At 62.1% G+C, this 17,101-nt stretch carries 18 protein-coding genes; 7 read left to right on the forward strand and 11 right to left on the reverse strand.

All coding sequences use genetic code 11. The annotated features are described in order from the left end of the window. Nucleotides 1-32: 32 nt before the first annotated feature. The 3 genes from HBO24_RS11740 to feaR all read left to right on the forward strand — a co-directional run bounded on the left by HBO24_RS11740 (nt 33) and on the right by feaR (nt 3,159). On the forward strand, nt 33-1,532 hold the full coding sequence (locus tag HBO24_RS11740) for an APC family permease (protein ID WP_057441676.1): 1,500 nt from the start codon (nt 33-35) through the stop codon (nt 1,530-1,532). Then, nucleotides 1,477-2,097 carry a DUF3156 family protein gene (locus tag HBO24_RS11745; protein ID WP_170059748.1) on the forward strand — a complete coding sequence of 207 codons (621 nt, stop codon included), beginning with the start codon at nt 1,477-1,479 and terminating at the stop codon, nt 2,095-2,097. Before HBO24_RS11740 ends, HBO24_RS11745 begins: the two co-directional genes overlap by 56 nt. 108 nt (nt 2,098-2,205) lie before the next feature. Further along, nucleotides 2,206-3,159, forward strand: a complete 954-nt coding sequence (gene feaR, locus HBO24_RS11750) for a transcriptional regulator FeaR (protein ID WP_170059749.1) — start codon at nt 2,206-2,208, stop codon at nt 3,157-3,159. Between the two features lie 131 nt (nt 3,160-3,290). Here the strand turns inward: feaR and HBO24_RS11755 are convergent, their stop codons facing one another. Next, the gene (locus tag HBO24_RS11755) at nt 3,291-3,656 is read right to left on the reverse strand and encodes a cupin domain-containing protein (protein ID WP_057441665.1); all 366 of its coding nucleotides are present in this window, start codon (nt 3,654-3,656) and stop codon (nt 3,291-3,293) included. A gap of 29 nt (nt 3,657-3,685) precedes the next feature. Continuing rightward, nucleotides 3,686-4,984, reverse strand: coding sequence for an FAD-binding oxidoreductase (locus HBO24_RS11760; protein WP_057441663.1), 1,299 nt, complete (start codon nt 4,982-4,984; stop codon nt 3,686-3,688). 206 nt (nt 4,985-5,190) lie between these two features. Between HBO24_RS11760 and hpaR (HBO24_RS11765) the strand changes: the two genes are divergently transcribed. Further along, complete coding sequence (hpaR, locus tag HBO24_RS11765) at nt 5,191-5,613, forward strand: homoprotocatechuate degradation operon regulator HpaR (protein ID WP_057960125.1); 423 nt, start codon at nt 5,191-5,193, stop codon at nt 5,611-5,613. 148 nt (nt 5,614-5,761) lie between these two features. Here hpaR (HBO24_RS11765) and hpaI read toward each other — a convergent pair whose 3' ends face one another. The 8 genes from hpaI to HBO24_RS11805 all read right to left on the reverse strand — a co-directional run bounded on the left by hpaI (nt 5,762) and on the right by HBO24_RS11805 (nt 13,115). Continuing rightward, entirely contained in the window at nt 5,762-6,562 is an 801-nt protein-coding gene (gene hpaI / locus HBO24_RS11770) for a 4-hydroxy-2-oxoheptanedioate aldolase (RefSeq protein ID WP_170059750.1), read from the reverse strand. A gap of 18 nt (nt 6,563-6,580) precedes the next feature. Then, nucleotides 6,581-7,384 (reverse strand): 2-oxo-hept-4-ene-1,7-dioate hydratase, encoded by an 804-nt coding sequence (hpaH, locus tag HBO24_RS11775; protein ID WP_057441657.1) that lies wholly within the window; start codon nt 7,382-7,384, stop codon nt 6,581-6,583. Between the two features lie 12 nt (nt 7,385-7,396). Beyond that, nucleotides 7,397-8,701, reverse strand: a complete 1,305-nt coding sequence (locus tag HBO24_RS11780) for an MFS transporter (RefSeq protein WP_057441655.1) — start codon at nt 8,699-8,701, stop codon at nt 7,397-7,399. A gap of 45 nt (nt 8,702-8,746) precedes the next feature. Beyond that, entirely contained in the window at nt 8,747-9,139 is a 393-nt protein-coding gene (locus tag HBO24_RS11785) for a 5-carboxymethyl-2-hydroxymuconate Delta-isomerase (RefSeq protein WP_170059751.1), read from the reverse strand. Between the two features lie 151 nt (nt 9,140-9,290). Continuing rightward, nucleotides 9,291-10,148 carry a 3,4-dihydroxyphenylacetate 2,3-dioxygenase gene (hpaD, locus tag HBO24_RS11790; protein ID WP_057441719.1) on the reverse strand — a complete coding sequence of 286 codons (858 nt, stop codon included), beginning with the start codon at nt 10,146-10,148 and terminating at the stop codon, nt 9,291-9,293. 68 nt (nt 10,149-10,216) lie between these two features. After that, a complete protein-coding gene (gene hpaE, locus HBO24_RS11795; protein WP_057441651.1) occupies nt 10,217-11,677 on the reverse strand; it encodes a 5-carboxymethyl-2-hydroxymuconate semialdehyde dehydrogenase in 1,461 nt (486 codons plus the stop codon). Nucleotides 11,678-11,682: 5 nt separating this feature from the next. Beyond that, nucleotides 11,683-12,453, reverse strand: a complete 771-nt coding sequence (locus HBO24_RS11800; RefSeq protein ID WP_057441649.1) for a fumarylacetoacetate hydrolase family protein — start codon at nt 12,451-12,453, stop codon at nt 11,683-11,685. Further along, nucleotides 12,450-13,115, reverse strand: coding sequence for a fumarylacetoacetate hydrolase family protein (locus HBO24_RS11805; protein WP_057441647.1), 666 nt, complete (start codon nt 13,113-13,115; stop codon nt 12,450-12,452). The genes HBO24_RS11800 and HBO24_RS11805 overlap by 4 nt, the downstream gene beginning before the upstream one ends. Nucleotides 13,116-13,242: 127 nt before the next feature. Between HBO24_RS11805 and hpaA the strand changes: the two genes are divergently transcribed. Further along, nucleotides 13,243-14,136: a 4-hydroxyphenylacetate catabolism regulatory protein HpaA gene (gene hpaA, locus HBO24_RS11810; protein ID WP_057441645.1), complete on the forward strand. Its 894-nt coding sequence runs from the start codon at nt 13,243-13,245 to the stop codon at nt 14,134-14,136. Here the strand turns inward: hpaA and HBO24_RS11815 are convergent, their stop codons facing one another. Beyond that, the gene (locus HBO24_RS11815; RefSeq protein ID WP_120734452.1) at nt 14,137-15,393 is read right to left on the reverse strand and encodes an OprD family porin; all 1,257 of its coding nucleotides are present in this window, start codon (nt 15,391-15,393) and stop codon (nt 14,137-14,139) included. Between the two features lie 213 nt (nt 15,394-15,606). Between HBO24_RS11815 and hpaR (HBO24_RS11820) the strand changes: the two genes are divergently transcribed. Next, complete coding sequence (gene hpaR, locus HBO24_RS11820; RefSeq protein ID WP_057441641.1) at nt 15,607-16,029, forward strand: homoprotocatechuate degradation operon regulator HpaR; 423 nt, start codon at nt 15,607-15,609, stop codon at nt 16,027-16,029. 52 nt (nt 16,030-16,081) lie between these two features. Next, nucleotides 16,082-17,092, forward strand: a complete 1,011-nt coding sequence (locus tag HBO24_RS11825) for a GlxA family transcriptional regulator (RefSeq protein WP_081044276.1) — start codon at nt 16,082-16,084, stop codon at nt 17,090-17,092. Nucleotides 17,093-17,101: the final 9 nt, after the last annotated feature.

A 17,101-nucleotide genomic window follows, 5' to 3' on the forward strand; every position in this document is an offset into this window, starting at 1 on the left:
CTTCTAAAAAATCCCTTTCGAGGATCTGCACCATGTCGAGCAATGACAGACTTACTGCGCACCTGAACCGGGGCACGGTGGGTTTCCCCACCGCGTTGGCCAGCACCATTGGCCTGATCATGGCCAGCCCGGTGATTCTCACCGCGACCATGGGCTTTGGCATCGGCGGCAGCGCGTTTGCGCTGGCCATGCTGCTGGCCGTGGTGATGATGCTGGCCCAGGCCACGACCTTCGCCGAGGCCGCCTCGATACTGCCTACCACCGGCTCGGTGTACGACTACATCAATTGTGGCATGGGCCGTTTCTTTGCGATCACCGGCACCTTGTCGGCGTATTTGATCGTGCATGTGTTTGCCGGCACCGCCGAGACCATCCTCGCCGGGGTCATGGCGCTGGTGAACTTCGAACACCTCAACACCCTGGCCGAATCCGCCGGTGGCTCGTGGCTGCTGGGTGTCGGTTTTGTGCTGGTGTTCGGCGTGCTCAATGTGTTTGGCGTCAGTGCCTTTGGCCGCGCCGAGATCATCCTCACCTTCGGCATGTGGACCACCTTGATGGTGTTTGGCGTGCTGGGCCTGATCGCCGCGCCGGCAGTGCAACTGGACGGCTGGTTTGGTGAGTCCCTGGTGGGCACCGACCTGGTGACGGTGCTGTCGTTGGTGGGCATGGCGATGTTTATGTTTGTCGGCTGTGAATTCGTCACCCCGCTGGCGCCGGACTTGCGCCAGTCGGCCAAGGTCATGCCCCGGGCAATGATGCTCGGCCTGATGGGCGTGGCAACGTGCATGTTCATCTATGGCGCAGCGATGAAGCGCCAGGTGGAAAACGTGGTGCTGGACGCGACCAGCGGCGTGCATCTGCTGGACACACCCATGGCCATTCCACGCTTTGCCGAACAGGTGATGGGGCAGATCGGGCCGCTGTGGCTGGGCATTGGCTTTCTGTTTGCCGGCGCCGCCACCATCAACACCCTGATGGCCGGTGTGCCACGCATTCTGTATGGCATGGCGGTGGATGGCGCGTTGCCCAAGGTCTTCACCTACCTGCACCCACGCTTCAAGACCCCGGTGCTGTGCATCCTGGTGGCGATGCTGATTCCGTGCCTGCATGCGCTGTACCTGGGCGGCAACACCGACAACATCATGCACTTGGTACTGGCGGCGGTGTGTGCGTGGAGTTTCGCCTACCTGTTGGTCACGGTGTCGGTGGTGATCCTGCGCATTCGTCGCCCCGATTTGCCACGGGCTTATCGCTCGCCGTGGTTCCCGCTGCCGCAGTTGCTGTCCAGCGCCGGCATTCTTTTGGGCATGTGGTTTATCACGCCGCCGGGGATGAACCCGGCGGATATCTATGTCCCGTTCGGCGTGATGCTGGGCGGTACTGCGGTGTATGCGCTGTTCTGGACCCTGGTGGTGCAGAAGGTCAATCCATTCACGCCGGCGTCGGTGGAAGACGTGCTGGCCAAGGAGTTTGCCAATGAACCGGGTCACGCTCATCACGGCTATGTCAGCACTGCGGCAAAAGCTGTCTGAACTGTTCAGTGCGCAACGGGCGCCCGCCGGCTATCAGCCTGGGCGCACCCTGGGGCAGTTGCAGCGCAACCTCGGGCTGGCGCGTTTCGAGCAGGTATCGCCGACTTTGGCGCACGCCGTCCTGGACGACGACAGCCTGCACCTGGAAATCCGCGAGCGCACCGAATCGCAGTTGTTGATGCACCTGGTCATGACCGAATTCAGCCTGCGCCTACCCGCCTCGGCAGAGGGCGCGGCACGCTTTGAATTGCACCATGGCGGGGCCATTCGACGAACTGGAATCTGCTGCCGGCAGCGCGCGGGCGAGGGGGCATTGCTGGGGCAATTGCAGGCGCGCTTGCAACAGGACAGCGCCCTGCACGAGGCATTGATGCCCCTGGATTTCAAGCGCCTGCACATCGAGCTGCGTGCCCAGCAATGGTACGTACGCCTGGAGCACATGGGCGGCAGCGAAGTGGTCAACCGCATGCCGGCCTTCCGACGCTACATTGCCCTGAGCCGTGAACAGCGGGATGTACTGCTGGCTGCGCTGCTCGGCTTGCAGCGCGTATTGCGCACGCTCTGATTGGCATCATTAGTGCTAACACAATGGTGGACAGGTACTTGTTGCGCGCATATAGGTAACATGTTAACTATTGCCCGACAAAAACAATAAGCCATTGTGGAGACACCCATGGGTATCCAACAGAGTGCACAACAGGGGCTCGACACCTGGAACCGCGACTTGCGTGCCATGTGCGGCCACTTCGACACCGAACTGGCCTTCAACCGCTCGCTGTTTATCGGCGAGTTCTCCCTGCTCGCCAGCGGCGGCCTGTCGTTGGCCAGCCTGCGTACCAATGCCGGGTTGATCAAGCGCCTGGCGACCAACCCCGACCGCGATAACGATCAGGATTGCTTTTTGGTCAGCCAGCGCAGCGGCTATTCGCAGATCGTGCAGAACGGCCAGCGGGTGCAACTGGCCCCTGGCGAACTGCTGCTGATGGACTCGGTGGGCTCCATTGAAATCACCCCATTCGGTTTGATCGAGCATGTCTCGCTGTCATTGCCGCGCACCCAGGTGTGCAAGCAGATGGGCAGCCAATCAAAGACCTTTGGCAAGATCTCCTCCAGCAAAGCCTGCGGGCGCATGTTGCATGTGTTGATGGACCAGTTGTGCAAGGGCAGCGAGGGTGCCGAGGACGAGGTTGAGGCGCTGCAGTGTGCCTTTGTGTCATTGCTGGGCTCGGCCCTGGAGCAGGACGATGACCCGCGGGAGGACGTGGCCGCGTTGCAGGGCAACAACCTGCGCAGCTACGTGCAGAAAATCATTGATGAGTCTCTGAGCCAGCCTGGCTTGAGCCCGGTGGGCCTGGCCAGCCGCTTGAACATCTCGGTGCGCCATTTGTACCGGCTGTTCGAAGAACAGGACGACAGCGTCTGCCGCTACATCCAGCGCGCGCGGCTCAAGCGCAGCGCCGATGACTTGATCAACCCGTTCCTGCGCAGCGAGTCGATCACCTCGATTGCCTACAAATGGGGCTTCACCGATTCCGCGCATTTCAGCCGTTCGTTCAAGAAGCAGTTTGAGCAGTCGCCCAAGGCGTTTCGCAGTAGCCGGTTGCAGCAGGTGGTAGGAATGGCCTGACCGCGACTTATCAATCAGCCCACCCCCAATGTGGGAGTGGGCTTGTGTGGGAGCGGGCTTGCCCGCGATTGCGGAGTGTCAGTGATCCACCGCCATCGCGGGCAAGCCCGCTCCCACACCAAGCAACGCAGTTATGCGACCGCGAAGTAGTGCTTGACGAAACTCTCGCTGACCACTTCCCACAGCACGGGTGTGCCCTGGGTCACGAACCAACTGTCACCGGCCTGGTAGCGGGTGGTTTGGCCGGTGTTTTCGTCGGTCAGGCGCACCTCGCCGGTGACCACTGTGGCTTGTTCATGAAACGGGTAGACCATGCGGAATTTGCCCTGGGTGGTGCCGAAGTAGGCGCTGCTGACTTTGTCGGTGGGCGCACCAAAAGTCATTTTGCCGAAAGCCTTGAGCTCGCCGGCGAGGATCTCGGAGCCGAGATCGGCAACGGTGCCCCAGGCGTCGAGTTCAGACAGCTGGATATCTTTCTTGAGGGTAACGAGGGCCATACAGTTGCTCCTGAGGGATAAAAATGGAGTTAGCGGCGACCATTCCAGTAACCGGACAGTTGGTGCCAGGATTTGCCGGCGGTCAGCAGCAAGGGGCGGATTGCGTCCTTGCCGATAATCGTCGGGCGGTGGATTGAGCTGACCAGGTCATAGCGCGCCGAGCCTTCGCTCATGCCTTCGGCCAGGACCTTGCAGATGATGTGGCTGGGGGTGACGCCAAAGCCCGAATAACCCTGGACGAAGAACGCATTGCTGCGCCCCGGCAGGGTGCCGATCTGGGGGAACAGGTTGGGGCTGCAGGCCATCGGGCCGCCCCAGGCCAGGTCGATTTTCACGTCCTTGAGGTAGGGGAAGATCTTCAGCATCAACTTGCGGTTCCAGGCTTTCAAATCGCCGGGAATGTGCTCTACCAGCGGCGTGGCGGCGCCGAACAGCAGGCGGTTTTCGTTGGTCACGCGGTAGTAGTCGATCACCGGGCGGATGTCGCTGTAGGCCCCGCGAATCGGGCTTATCCGCTGGATCAGTTCTTCGCTCAACGGCTCGGTCATCATCTGGAACGCGTAGGTGTTGATGGTCGAGCGATGCAGCTCCGGCTCCAGCTTGTTGAGAAAACTGTCGCAGGCCCACAACAGCTTGCTGGCCTTGACCGAGCCGCGCCCGGTGCGCACGGTGATGCGCTCGCCATAGCTGACTTCCAGGGCCGGGCTGTTCTCGAAGATCCGCACGCCAAGGCCGGCCAGGGCGGTGGCTTCGCCCAGCAGCAGGTTCAGCGAATGCACATGCCCGCCGCCCATATGCAACAGGGCGCTGCTGTAGGCGTCGGAGCCGATGATCTGCTGGACATCGGAGCCGCCGAGAAAGCGGATTTCATGCTTGCTGTTGATCGACTTGAAGTCTTTTTCCCAGGCCCGCAGGGTCTTTTCCTGACGGGCGTTGAAGCCCATATAGCCGTAGCCATGGCAGAAATCGGCGTCGATATTGTACTTGGCGATCCGGTCTTTGATGATGTCGGCGCCCAGGTCACTGATCTCGAACACTTGGCGCAGGCCGTCTTCGCCGACGTCTTGCTTGATTTTCTCCAGGTCGTGGCCGATGCCGGCCATGATCTGCCCGCCATTGCGCCCGGTGCCGCCAAAGCCCAGGTAGCGCGCCTCCAGCACGACAATATTGGTGATGCCCTTTTCTGCCAGTTCCAGCGCCGTGTTGATCCCGGAAAAGCCGCCGCCGATCACGACGACGTCGGCCTCGATGTCCTGCTCCAGGGTGGGAAAGCTCAGGTTGTACTTCTTGGTGGCGGTGTAATACGTGGGGGTTTCAATAGTGATCATGGCGCAGCCTGAAAAGTGAAGGAAGGCTCTAAAGCAGATGTCTTCATTAGGGGCTTTGGCGGCAGCAATGTCTTGATCCTGCGTGCCGGGGCTTTTGATTCAGCGCGCCATGGACGTGCGCGACCATTAAGTTATAGCGCTTGCGCGGGGTGGGGATGTTAGAGTTTCGTTAAAACATTAACTAAATATCACGTGACCCTGACTCTATGCTCAAACCCCGGCAGTCCCTGACCCTCACTTTGCTACAGGCCCGCGAAGCGGCCATGAGTTTTTTCCGCCCCTCGCTGAACGAGCACGGCCTCACCGAGCAGCAATGGCGGGTGATCCGCATCCTCAATCAACACGATGAACTGGAGATTTACCAACTGGCGGAACTGGCCTGCATCCTCAAACCGAGCATGACTGGCGTGCTGGTGCGCATGGAAGCGGCGGGGATGATCCATCGGCGCAAGGCCGAGCAGGATCAGCGGCGGGTACTGGTGACCCTGGCGGATAAGGGGCGGGCGAGTTTTGCCTCCATGAGCCAGTGCATGGAGGCCAACTACCAGCGCTTGCAGGAGCAACTGGGGGAGGAGAAGTTGCAGACTTTGCTGGGGCTGTTGGACGAGCTGAAAAACATCAAGCGCTGAAACACGATCTCTCAAACACCACGCATCCAAAATGTGGGAGCGGGCTTGCTCGCGAAAGCAGTGGTTCAGTCACTGAATATATTGACTGACACACCGCTTTCGCGAGCAAGCCCGCTCCCACATTGGGTCCTGCGGCGTTTGAAGGTGATTAGTAGACGCCGCCAGTGCTCGCTGGCGCGGGTTTGTCTTTGAACGTGCCCACCAACCCCTGCAACCCACGCATCAGCACCGTGGTATCCACCCCCACCGCGACAAACCCCGCGCCCAGTTCGATGTAACGCCGGGCCAGTTTCTCGTCGGCACTGAGAATCCCCGCCGCCTTGCCCGCCTGGCGGATCCGCGCAATGGCATCTTCGATTGCCGCTTGCACGTCTGGGTGCCCCGGATTGCCTCGGTGGCCCATGGAGGCACTCAAATCCGCCGGGCCGATAAACACGCCGTCCACCCCCTCGACGGCGGCAATCGCGTCGAGGTTGGCCAGGCCTTGCAGGCTTTCGATCTGCACCAGCAGGCACATCTGTGCATCGGCCTGGTCCAGGTAGCCGTCGATGCTGTTCCAGCGCGAAGCCCGCGCCAGCGCACTGCCCACACCGCGTATGCCTTGGGGCGGATAGCGCATGGCGCGCACCAGCTCCCGGGCCTGGGCGGCGCTTTCGACCATCGGCACCAGCAGGGTCTGCGCGCCGATATCCAACACCTGCTTGATTAGCGCGGTATCGCCGATCACCGGGCGAATCACCGCCGCGCTGGGGTAGGGCGCCACGGCCTGCAATTGGCCGAGCATGCCGCGCACGTCGTTGGGGGCGTGTTCGCCGTCGATCAGCAGCCAGTCGAAACCGGCATTGGCCGCCAGTTCCGCGCAGTACGCGTCCGCCAGGCCCAGCCACAGGCCGATCTGCGTTTCACCGCTGGCGAGCCGCTGTTTGAAGCGGTTGACAGGCATGTCCATGAATCAGTCCTCCAGGGGTCAGACGAAGCGGCAGGAAATCGAACCGAGCATGTCGTAGTCGACATGGAAGGTATCGCCCGGGCTGGCCGCCACCGGCCGGGTAAATGAGCCGCCGAGGATGATCTGCCCCGGCAGCAAGGTGACGTCGTAGGGCGCCAGCTTGTTTGCCAGCCAGGCCACGCCCTTGGCCGGATGGTTGAGCACGGCGGCCGAGACCCCGGACTCTTCGATCACGCCGTTGCGGTACAGCACCGCCGGCACTTTGCGCAGGTCGATTTCGGTTGGCCGCACCGCGCGGCCGCCCATGACCACGCCGGCATTCGCGGCGTTGTCGGAGATGGTGTCGAACACTTTGCGCGTGGCCTTGGTGTGCGGGTCGATCTGCTGGATACGCGCGTCGATGATTTCCAGGGCCGGGATCACCCACTCGGTGGCGTCGAGCACATCAAAAATCGTGCAGTTGGGGCCCTTGAGCGGCTTGCCGAGGATGAAGGCCAGTTCGACCTCGACCCGCGGCACGATAAAGCGCTCGAACGGAATGTCGGTGCCTTCCTCAAACAGCATGTCATCGAGCAGCGCACCGTAGTCCGGTTCGGTGATGTTCGACGACACCTGCATCGCCCGCGAGGTCAGGCCGATCTTGTGCCCGACCAGCTTGCGGCCGCCCTTGATCTTCTGGGCGACCCAGGCGCGCTGGATGGCGTAGGCGTCCTCGATCGTGATCGCCGGATGCTCAAGGGAAAACTGGCGTACCTGTTCGCGGCTGCGTTCGGCATGGTCCAGCTGGGCGGCGGCTTGCAGGATGAGCTGTGGATCAAGCATGACAAGGGTCTCTTACTGAGGGTTGACGATGGCAGCGTTGGTGCGCAGCACCAGCAGGCCGCCAAGGGCGATAAACAGCGCCAGTACGTACAGGGCGAGGCTGGCGCTCTGGGTGGTGTCGCGCATCCAGCCAATCAGGTACGGCGCAAGGAACGAGGCAATGCTGCCAAACGAGCTGATCATGGCGATCCCGGCCGCCTGGGTGCAGTTGGACAGGAAGGCCGGCGGCAGTTGCCAGAACATCGGCAGCGCGGCGCTGGCGCCCATGCCAGCGACAATCAGGCCGCCCATCACCACCAGCGAGTTGCCCGGTGCCAGGCCGGCCACCGCGATCCCCGCCGCCGCCATCAGCAATGGCACACACAAGTGCCAGCGGCGTTCGCGGTTGCGGTCCGAGGAGCGTCCGCAGCCGATCATGAAGAAGCAGCCGGCCAGGTACGGCACGGCGCTCAGCAGGCCGACCTGGCTGTCGCGGCCGATGCCGGCGCCATGGATCAGGGTGGGCATCCAGAACGCCAGGGTGTTGACCGCCAGCATCACCGCAAAATAGATCGCTACCAGCAGCCACACTTGCGGGTCGCGCAGGATGCCGCCGAAGGAGGTGATGGATTTGCGCTTTTCCTCGGTGCTCAACTGTTCGCGCAATTGTTGTTTCTGCGCAGGCTCCAGCCATTTCACCGTTTCAAAACTGTCCGGCAGGTACTTGAGCACCACCAGGCCCAGCAGCACCACGGGTGCGCCTTCGATCAGGAACATCCACTGCCAGCCGCGCATCCCGCCGAAGTCGTGGAAGTTTTCCAGGATCGCCCCTGAGAGCGGCCCGCCAATCACCCCGGCCATGGGCACGGCGATGGCGAACAGGGCGGTGATCTGCGCACGTCGGCGCGCCGGGTACCAGCGGTTGAGAAACACCAGGATCCCGGGGAAGAAACCCGCTTCGGCCACGCCCAGCAAAAAACGCAGGACGTAGAAGCCGGTGGAGCTTTCGATCCACAGCATGCTGGTGGACAGGATGCCCCACACCACCATCAGGCAGGCGATCCAGCGCCGTGGCCCAACGCGGTCTAGGGCAATGTTGCTGGGCACGCCGAACAGCGCGTAGGCGATAAAAAACAGACCTGCACCGAAGCCATACACCGTGTCGCTGAAATGCAGGTCGTTGCTCATCTGCATCTTGGCGAACCCGATGTTGATCCGGTCCAGGTGGGCAAACAGGTAACAGATCAGCAACAACGGCATCAGGCGCCAGGTGACGGTGCTGTGGGTGCGATCATGCTCGGCAAGGGTGACGCTGTGGGCGGTATTGGCTGTGCTCATGATGTTGTACTTTTTGTCTGAGAGGCCGTTGGGGGGAGGCGGGGATCAATCCGCCTGGTTGCTTAAAAACGCGTGGACGTTGTTCTGTTTGAAATTCAACTGCGGGTGCAGCTCGACCATCTCGAAGGACAGCGCCAGCAGCCGTTGTGCCTGCAGGGCGGCGAAGTGCTCGGTGATCACCATGAACAGGGTTTCAGCCACCGCCTGACGGGTAGGCAGATCCCGACCGTGGCCGACCTTGAGGGTCATATGGACGAAGGCGTAGTCGTGCTTGCCATCGGCCATGCGCCAGGTGTCCAGGCGCACCGCGCGGCTGCGGATGCCGCCGAGGGGGAACACGCCACTGTCTCCCAGCACCTGGTGGACCTTTTCAAACAGCCCTGGCAGATCGGCCTGGGGTTCGAGGTTGTCGGTGTATTCGGCGATGAAATGCGGCATGCAAAGCCTCCTTCTGTAGGCGATTAATGTGGGCGCTGTGTTGCCGGGCGAGGCAGCGATGGCAGCGGCACCGCCAACATTGATGCTGCCTGGCCCACCGCTATCGCAGCCTCGCCGGGCGAGACTGCGCCCACATCTGCGGGTGTTGTATTCAGAGCGGGAAAATGGCGTTGATCTGGCCGGTGCCGGAGCTGCCGAACGGCTCGGTGATGATCTCGGCCGGGCGGTTGTACTCAGGCCCGCCGAGCAAGCCCAGGAGCATCGCGGTGTCGTGCATCTTGCCCTCGCCAAAGCAGTGTTCGGCGTAGTCAGGGAGCATCGCGCAGAACTCCTTGAAGCGGCCTTCGCGCCACATCTGCACCACGTGCATGTCCACTTGCTTGTCGAACTCGCGGGTCCAGTTGTGGATATTGGCTTCGGCTTCGCGGTCGTCGGAGAAGCGGTGCGACAGTGACCCGGAAGCCAGCACCAGCACCTTGCGATCACTCTTCTCGATGGCCCGGCGCACGGCGGCACCGAAGGCGAAGCTGTCTGCCAGGCGATGCCAGGCGCACCAGGCGGCGATGGAGATCACCTTGAATTTCTGCTCTTGGGGCACGTCCATGTGCATGTAGCGCATGGGCACCAGGGTGCCGTATTCCAGCTCCAGGCTCGGGATGTTGTGGTTCATGGTGCGCACCCCGGCCAGGTTGGCTTCGGCGGCAATCAGTTCACCCAGTTCCGGGCAGCCGGGGTAGGCGTACTCCATGTTCTTGATGAAGTGCGGCAGCTCATTGCTGGTGTAGGTGCCCTGGAAGCGCTCGCCACCGTTGACGTGGTAACCGCTGTTGACCAGCCAGTGCACATCGAATACCACAGCGGTGTCGGCCCCCAGTTCACGGGCGCGGCGCCCGATCTCCTTGTGCCCGGCAATCGCCGCCTCGCGGCAACCGTGGTGCTTGCCCGGCAGTTCCGACAGGTACATGGAAGGCACGTGGCAGATTTTCGCCGCCAGGACTACTTCACCCATGATCATTCTCCTGATTTCATTATTCTTGTTGGTGCGCTACGGACCCTGTAGGAGCCAGCCCCGGCGGGTTACACGCCCCAGCGCGGGATGTGGTGGCTGCCCATGGAAATGCACACGTTCTTGATCTCGGCGAACACTTCGAAGCTGTACTGGCCGCCTTCACGACCGGTCCCCGAGCCCTTGACCCCGCCGAACGGCTGACGCAGGTCGCGCACGTTCTGGCTGTTGATAAACACCATGCCGGCCTCGATGCCACGGGCCAGGCGATGGGCCTTGCCGATGTCCTGGGTCCAGATATAGGACGCCAGGCCATACTCGGTCTCGTTGGCCAGTTGCAGGGCCTCGGCTTCGTCCTTGAAGGGAATCAGGCACACCACCGGACCGAAGATTTCTTCCTGGGCGATGCGCATGTTGTTGTTGACATCGGCGAACACGGTTGGCTGGATAAACTGCCCGCGTGCCAGGTGCGCCGGCAGGTTGGCCGGCCGCTCCAGGCCGCCTGCAACCAGGTTGGCGCCTTCTTCTAGGCCAATCTTGATGTAGCCGGTGACTTTGTCATAGTGGGCTTGCGTGATCATCGAGCCCACCTGGGTGTTCGGGTCTTGCGGGTCACCGACAATCAGGCGTTTGGCGCGGGCGGCGAACTCGGCGACGAACTGCGGGTACACGCTCTCCTGGATAAACACCCGGCTGCCGGCGGTGCAGCGCTCGCCGTTGAGCGAGAAGATGGTGAACAGCGCGGCATCCAGGGCCCGTTCGAGGTCGGCGTCTTCAAAAATCAGCACTGGCGACTTGCCGCCCAGCTCCATGGAGTACTTTTTCAGGCCGGCGGTCTGCATGATCTTCTTGCCGGTGGCGGTGCCGCCGGTAAAGGAAATTGCCCGCACATCCGGGTGACGCACCAGGGCATCGCCGGCGGTGGCGCCGTAGCCCTGGATCACGTTGAGCACGCCCTTGGGGATTCCTGCTTCCAACGCCAGGCGTCCCAGTTCGTTGGCGGTCAGCGGCGACAGCTCGGACATCTTCAGTACCGCCGTGTTGCCCAGGGCCAGGCACGGGGCGGTCTTCCAGGTGGCGGTCATGAACGGTACGTTCCATGGCGACACCAGCGCGCACACACCCACCGGTTGGTACAGGGTGTAGTTGAGCATCTGGTCGTCCACCGGGTAGCTGTGGCCGTCCATGCGCGTGCAGACTTCGGCGAAGAAATCAAAGTTGTGCGAGGCCCGAGGGATCAGCACGTTCTTGGTCTGGTGGATCGGCAGGCCGGTGTCCAGGGTTTCCAGTTCGGCCAGGTGCGGTACGTTCTGCTCGATCAGTTCGCCGAGCTTGCGCATCAGGCGCGCGCGCTCCTTGGCCGGGGTGTTGGCCCACTTCGGGAAGGCTTCCTTGGCCGCGGCCACGGCCTGGGCGACTTCTTCAGCGCCACCGCTGGCCACTTCACCAATCGCCTCGCCGGTGGCGGGGTTGTAGTTGATGAAGGTGTCTTTGCTTTCGACCTCGCGGCCGTTGATCCAGTGTTTGATCATGGGGTTCAAGCCTCTTTCCGGGCGGCGAAAAAGTCCGCCTCGCTGACAATTCGGTTGACCAGGCGGCCGACGCCTTGCACTTCCACCACCACTTCATCCCCTGGCACCACATCGGCCAGGCCTTCGGGGGTGCCGGTGGCGATCATGTCGCCGGGTTGCAGGGTCATGAAGCTGGACAGGTATTCGATCAGGTAGGGGATATCGAAAATCATGTCGCGGGTGCTGCCTTCCTGGCGCAACTCACCGTTGATCCAGGTGCGCAGGGTCAGGTTGCCTGGGTCCGGCACATCGGCCACGTCGACCATCCATGGGCCGACCGGGGTGGTGGCGTCGCGGTTTTTCACACGCAGGTTGGGGCGGTAGTAGTTTTCCAGGTAGTCGCGGATCGCGTAGTCGTTGCACACGGTGTAGCCGGCCAGGTACTCCAGGGCGTCCTCGCGCTTGACGTTGCGCGCCGGCTTGCCGATCACCGCCACCAGTTCGCACTCGTAGTGCATATAGGCGATGTTGTCCGGGCGCCAGGTGATCTGGTTGTGCCCGGTGTAGGTGCCTGGCGACTTGATAAAGGCCAGCGGCTCGGTCGGCGGGGCGAAGGCCAGTTCGGCGGCATGGTCGGCGTAGTTCAGACCCAGGGCGAACATATTGCCGGTGGCCGGTGGCAGCCACTCGACTTGATCTTCGGCCAGCAGCCGGCCATCGGCCAGGCGCACAGCGTTATCGGCTTCGACGTGGACCTGATGGACCTGGCCTGCATAGCGGATACGGGCGTGTTTCATGGGTGTTCCTCGGCCTGGATGTGGTTGACCAGGCGGCCCAGGCCGCTGATCTCGACTTCGACGGTGTCGCCGGGCTGCACATCCACCCGGCCTTCAGGCGTGCCGGTGATCAGCACATCGCCCGCATGCAGGGTCATGAACTCGCTGATTTCGGCGATCAAGCGGGGAATGTCGCGCACAAAATTGGCCGTGGTGTTCTGCTGGCGCAACTCGCCGTTGACGAACAGCTTGAGGCTCAACTGATGGGGGTTGGCGATCTGCTCGCGGGCCACCAGCTCAGGGCCCAGGGCGCAGAACCCGTCGCGGCACTTGGCTTTGACGGCGGGGCGGTAGTAGCTGTCTTCCGGCAGGCTGAACTCATTGACGATGACGTAGCCCGCCACGTGCTCCAGGGCATTTTCCACGCTGACGCGGCTGGCGCTTTTGCCAATCACCACGCCCAGGGCCGGGCCCGGTTGCAGGCGTTCGCCGTGGGGCTGGAGCACGATGCCGTCATGGCTGTTGCGGGTGTTGGGGGTCTTGATAAACAGCACCGGCTTGACCGGCGGCTTCTGGTACGGCGGCTGCTCGAATTCGGCGAGACGCTGGTTCAGCAAGCCCTGGTAGTTCAGCGCGACGCCGAACAGGGTGCCGCTGGCAACATCATGCAGGGTACGGCTCATGGATTTCTCCTGGCGATGGCGACTGCTCTGGAGGCAGTTCGTTAATGTGTTAACGTTATAATTAATATGTTAACTACCGTCAAGCGTGGCAAAATCATCGGGTGCAAAAAACAATAAAGAGGCGCCTGTGAAACCGATCCCCAACATCAACATCGGCCAGGTCTACGACCAGCGCTACAGCGATGCCGACGTGCATTACGACCGGCTCGGCAACCTGGCGGGGTTTTTCGGGCGCAATATGCCCGTGCATCGGCATGACCGGTTTTTCCAGGTGCATTACGTCAAGAGTGGCGCCGTGCGGGTCTACCTCGACGATCAGCAGTACCTGGAATCCGGGCCGATGTTTTTTCTCACACCGCCCACGGTAGCCCATGCCTTTGTCACCGAAGCCGATGCCGACGGCCATGTCCTGACCGTGCGCCAGCAACTGGTACGGGCGCTGATTGATGCCGACCCGAGCCTTGCGCCCGGCCCGCAGATACCGCCCGCCTGCGTCGCGCTGGCACGCCTGGCACCCACGTTTGAGCCCGAGATCAAGCGGCTGGAGTGGCTGTTCGACGAGCTGTGCAACGAGGTCAACAGCACGGGCGCCGGGCGGGCGACAGCCCTGGAAAGCCTGACCCGCCTGATCATGATCAGCCTGCTGCGCCTGTGCGCCAATTCCCTGGAAGCGCGCCCGGCGCGCCACGAAGACTTGCGCATCTTCCATCGCTTCAATGAACTGATCGAAGACCACTATTTGCTGCATTGGCCGCTGTCGGCGTACGCCGAGCACATTGGCGTGACCGAGGCGCGGCTCAACGACGTATGCCGGCGTATTGCCGACCTGCCGTCCAAGCGCCTGGTGCTGGAACGGCTGATGCAGGAAGCCCGGCGCCTGCTGCTGTTTACCGGCAGTTCCGCGAATGAAATCTGCTACCAGTTGGGGTTCAAGGACCCGGCCTATTTCAGCCGGTTCTTCCAGCGTTATGCACAGATGACGCCGGGGGAGTACCGCCTGCGTCAATCGGGCCTGCGTTGATCACCACAGCGCCAGGCTGTAGCCGACGATGATGCGGTTTTCGTCGATATCACTGGTCAGGCCGTTGCTCGACCGCAGGGTCGCGTTACGCAGCCTGACGTTGACGTTTTTCAGCGGCCCGCTCTGCACGGTGTAGGTCAGGTCGGTATCGCGCTCCCATTCGCGGCCATTGCGCACGCTGGCGGTCTGCACATGGCTGCCGTCCACATAGCGCGTCATAAAGGTCAGCCCCGGCAGGCCGAGGGCGGCGAAGTTGTAGTCATAGCGCGCTTGCCAGGCATCGGTCTCGGCCTTGGTGAACACATTGATGGTTACCAGGTTGACCGAGTAGGGGTCCATGCCGGGGTAGGCGAAATCGCCATGGCCTGACAGGTTCTGGTAGCCCAGGCCGAACTTGTGCGCCCCTGTCGACAGGCTCAGCATGCCGTTGAAGAACCGGTTGTCGATGCGCCCGCCGTCCACCCGCGAAGCGCCGCGCAATTCATGGCTGCCCTGTTCGCGGGTATCGAAGTAGCGCAGGTCGCTGCGCAGGCTCATGCCGTTGCTCAGCGGCAGGTCGTGCACCAGGCCGATGAAGTGCTGGCGGTAGATATCCTGCATCTGTGCGTAGTAGTAAGTCGTCGCCAGCTGTGGGGTGATTGCATAGGTGCCGCCGGCCAGGTCCAGGTGGTTGCTGTCGACGCCGGCGTAGCTCATCGCGTCGTTGCTGGAAGAGTCGCGCAGGTTTTGTTTTTCCAGGCGGCCCAGGTTCAGGGTCAGGCCGGCGATGTCCTGGGAGGTGAGCAACTCGCCGCTATAGGTCGAAGGCAGGAGCCGGGTGTCGTTGTAGGCGGCCACCGGCAACTGCGGCTGCAGGGTGCCGGCCTTGAGCACGGTTTTCGAGACCCGCACCTTGGCCGTCAGGCCCAGCTCACTGTAATTGTCGACGGGCTGCTGGCTGGCGCCATACGGCAGCAGCCCGGTGCCACGGCGGTCGCGGCTGGAGTCGAGCTTGACCCCCAGCTCACCCAGGGCATCCACGCCAAAGCCCACCCGGCCTTCGGTGTAGCCCGACTCCAGGCGCAGCACAAAGCCCTGGGCCCACTCATCGGCCTTGTTCTGCGGCGCGTTGGTTTGGCGAAAGTCGCGGTTCATATAGAAGTTGCGCAGGTCGAGGCTGGCCTTGCTGTCCTGGATAAACTCGGCGTAGGCGCTCAAAGGGCTGAACGTAGCGCACAGGCCAGCGCTGGCCGCCAGGGGAAGGAGGCGCAAATGCATGACAGATTCCTTTTGTTGTTTTTGTAGGTATCGCCCTTCGGATCGCTGAAGGGAGTGGCATATTGTTAACATGTTATATTTATTATGGGTAGACAATTTGCGCTGCTTTAAAATAATTCGTGTCGAGGTTAACGAGTTTGTGTGGCGGCCGGCTTGCATGCCCGTGGAGCCGACCCTAAGCTTCGACGCTTCGATCTCTTTTGTGCGTGAGCCATGTCCACTCCCAGACCTTCCCTGACGCTGACCCTGCTGCAGGCCCGCGAAGCCGCCATGGCGTTTTTCCGGCCGTTGCTCAATGAACATCAATTGACCGAGCAGCAGTGGCGGGTGATTCGGATCCTGCGCCAGCAGGGCGAACTGGAGAGTCATCAGTTGGCGCACCTGGCCTGCATCCTCAAACCGAGCATGACCGGCGTGTTGGCGCGCCTGGAACGCGACGGCATCGTGCGTCGGCGCAAGTCCAGCGAAGACCAGCGCCGGGTGTTCGTGACCCTCACCGAGCAGGGGCAACAGTGCTTCGTCGAGATGAGCGCGGGGATGGAAAGCAACTACCAGAAGATCCAGGAACAGTTCGGCGAAGAGCAATTGCAGCAACTGCTCGACTTGCTCAACCAGTTGAAAAACATCAAGCCCTAAGCTGTTGCCGGCGATGGCGCCTCATACCGCGCCGCACACAGGTTGAACACTCATGGAAAGACGGCAATTCAGCGGCGGGATGAAAGGCAAGAACCTGCGCTACCTGAACGAAACCCCGGGCCAGGCCCAACGCCAGGTGCGTGCAGGGTTTGTGTTGCTGGAACACTTTTCCCTGCCGGCCTTCACCCAGGCGCTGGACACCCTGATCACCGCCAACCTGCTGCGCCCGGGGTTGTTCACTTCACGCACTTTTGGCCTGGACGAGCAGGAGGTGATCAGCGACCTGGGCCTGGTGATTCGCCCGGACGCGCGCCTCGACCACAACGCCCTGGGCGACCTTGATCTGTTGGTGATTTGCGGCGGCTATCGCACCCAGCTCAAGGCCGGTGAAAGCTTTATCGAACTGCTCAAGGCTGCAGCGCAACAGGGTGTGATCCTCGCCGGCCTATGGAACGGCGCGTGGTTTCTGGGCAAGGCCGGGGTGTTGGACGGCTATCGCTGCGCCATTCACCCGGAACATCGCCCGGCCCTGACGGAAATCGCCAAGGCCACCCAGGTCAGCAGCGAGCCCTATGTGATTGATCGCGACCGACTGAGCGCGTCCAGCCCTTCGGGCGCGTTCCATATGGCCCTGGACTGGATCAAGAGCCTGCACGACAAGGCGCTGGTGGAGGGCATTGAAGATATCCTGGCGTTTGAGGAGTCGCGTTACCGGCGGATCAAGCCCGCCGAAAATATCTGCGTGAGTGCGCCGCTGCGCGAGGTGGTGCGCCTGATGGATGCCAACCTCGAAGAACCCCTGGCCCTGGAGCAACTGGCGGTGTATGCCGGGCGCTCGCGGCGCCAACTGGAGCGCTTGTTCCGCGAGCAGTTGGGCACCACACCGCAGCGCTACTACATGGAGCTGCGCATCACCGAGGCCCGGCGCCTGCTGCAGCACACCGAACTGTCCCAGGTCGAAGTGCTGGTAGCCTGCGGGTTTGTGTCGCCCAGCCACTTCAGCAAATGCTACAGCGCCTACTTCGGCTACCGGCCTTCAAAGGAAACCCGGCTGGTGAAGTAACCCCCCCAT

This window comes from Pseudomonas sp. WS 5410, assembly GCF_012985645.1.
Classification (GTDB): domain Bacteria; phylum Pseudomonadota; class Gammaproteobacteria; order Pseudomonadales; family Pseudomonadaceae; genus Aquipseudomonas; species Aquipseudomonas shahriarae.

Coding starts and splice junctions, on each gene's coding strand:
- HBO24_RS11740 (WP_057441676.1), top strand. CDS start 33: ATGTCGAGCAATGACAGACTTACTGCGCACCTGAACCGGGGCACGGTG.
- HBO24_RS11745 (WP_170059748.1), top strand. CDS start 1,477: ATGAACCGGGTCACGCTCATCACGGCTATGTCAGCACTGCGGCAAAAG.
- feaR (WP_170059749.1), top strand. CDS start 2,206: ATGGGTATCCAACAGAGTGCACAACAGGGGCTCGACACCTGGAACCGC.
- HBO24_RS11755 (WP_057441665.1), bottom strand. CDS start 3,656: ATGGCCCTCGTTACCCTCAAGAAAGATATCCAGCTGTCTGAACTCGAC.
- HBO24_RS11760 (WP_057441663.1), bottom strand. CDS start 4,984: ATGATCACTATTGAAACCCCCACGTATTACACCGCCACCAAGAAGTAC.
- hpaR (WP_057960125.1), top strand. CDS start 5,191: ATGCTCAAACCCCGGCAGTCCCTGACCCTCACTTTGCTACAGGCCCGC.
- hpaI (WP_170059750.1), bottom strand. CDS start 6,562: ATGGACATGCCTGTCAACCGCTTCAAACAGCGGCTCGCCAGCGGTGAA.
- hpaH (WP_057441657.1), bottom strand. CDS start 7,384: ATGCTTGATCCACAGCTCATCCTGCAAGCCGCCGCCCAGCTGGACCAT.
- HBO24_RS11780 (WP_057441655.1), bottom strand. CDS start 8,701: ATGAGCACAGCCAATACCGCCCACAGCGTCACCCTTGCCGAGCATGAT.
- HBO24_RS11785 (WP_170059751.1), bottom strand. CDS start 9,139: ATGCCGCATTTCATCGCCGAATACACCGACAACCTCGAACCCCAGGCC.
- hpaD (WP_057441719.1), bottom strand. CDS start 10,148: ATGGGTGAAGTAGTCCTGGCGGCGAAAATCTGCCACGTGCCTTCCATG.
- hpaE (WP_057441651.1), bottom strand. CDS start 11,677: ATGATCAAACACTGGATCAACGGCCGCGAGGTCGAAAGCAAAGACACC.
- HBO24_RS11800 (WP_057441649.1), bottom strand. CDS start 12,453: ATGAAACACGCCCGTATCCGCTATGCAGGCCAGGTCCATCAGGTCCAC.
- HBO24_RS11805 (WP_057441647.1), bottom strand. CDS start 13,115: ATGAGCCGTACCCTGCATGATGTTGCCAGCGGCACCCTGTTCGGCGTC.
- HBO24_RS11815 (WP_120734452.1), bottom strand. CDS start 15,393: ATGCATTTGCGCCTCCTTCCCCTGGCGGCCAGCGCTGGCCTGTGCGCT.
- hpaR (WP_057441641.1), top strand. CDS start 15,607: ATGTCCACTCCCAGACCTTCCCTGACGCTGACCCTGCTGCAGGCCCGC.
- HBO24_RS11825 (WP_081044276.1), top strand. CDS start 16,082: ATGGAAAGACGGCAATTCAGCGGCGGGATGAAAGGCAAGAACCTGCGC.